The organism is Caloramator mitchellensis (assembly GCF_001440545.1).
Classification (GTDB): domain Bacteria; phylum Bacillota; class Clostridia; order Clostridiales; family Caloramatoraceae; genus Caloramator; species Caloramator mitchellensis.
The window spans coordinates 1-1,000 of sequence record NZ_LKHP01000041.1 but is presented as its reverse complement, the minus strand read 5'-3'; the positions used below and the strand labels follow the sequence as shown (position 1 = coordinate 1,000).

Annotated in this window: 1 protein-coding gene; it reads right to left on the bottom strand. The window is 37.3% G+C overall.

Going from position 1 to position 1,000, the window contains the following annotated elements:
- Positions 1 to 7 precede the first annotated feature (7 nt).
- Positions 8 to 913 carry a carbohydrate ABC transporter permease gene (locus tag ABG79_RS12100; RefSeq protein WP_057979719.1) on the bottom strand — a complete coding sequence of 302 codons (906 nt, stop codon included), beginning with the start codon at positions 911 to 913 and terminating at the stop codon, positions 8 to 10.
- Positions 914 to 1,000 lie beyond the last annotated feature (87 nt).

The window sequence follows — 1,000 nt, the reverse complement described above, 5'->3', positions numbered from 1 at the left end:
TTGACCATTACATTTCCACCTCGCTCTTCTTGTTATAATACACCTGTGCTATTGATATTACCGACAATACAAGGAAGAATATAATTGCCCTTGCCTGTCCTTCCGCCATCCTGTTGTATTTAAAGGCTACATTGTATATGTGCATTGCAAGTAGTTCCGTTGAATTTACAACCTGCCCCTTATACATATCTGTTGGCCCACCATTTGTCAGGGCAACTATTATATCATACTGCTTAAATGAATTTACAAGCGTTAAGAAGGTCGTTATTGTAAAGGCATGAGCTATCATAGGGATTGTTATCGCCTTTAATCTTTGCCAGAAGTTTGCTCCGTCTATTGCCGCAGCCTCTAAAAGTTCCTGTGGAACATTGAGCAATGCTGCTACATAAATCATCATTATATACCCAGCATATTGCCATGTGAATGCTAATACTAATCCGAATAAAGTTAAATCAGGGTTTGACAATATAAGCAGGTTTTGAAGTTTCTCTATTCCAAGCAATCCTCCAATCGCAGGTATTACGCTTTTAAATATGAACTGCCAGATATATCCTAATACAAGCCCACCTATTAAGTTTGGAACGAAGAATCCCGCTCTGTAAAAGTTTCTAAATCTTATATCCCTTGTGACCAAAACTGCAAATGTTAGTGCAACTATGTTTATCGATACTACGCTCAATAGAGTGAATAGAAATGTTCTGATAAAAGAATATCTGATTGCAATGTCTGAAAACATAGCCTTATAATTCTTAAATCCCACCCAGTTTGGCTTAAGCCCTGCAACTGCTGTCCAGTCTGTCATTGAATAATATATTCCCATAAAGAAGGGTATTATTACTACCATTACAAATGCAAAAAGGGCAGGTGCAACAAACAGCCAGAACACTGCATTATCATTCAATCGCTTCTTCATAATCTCTCCCCTTTTACTTATTAAATGAAGGGGCTGCATGAATTTCCAGCCCCCCTAATTATTACTTCTTTATTTCTTTTATCTTTG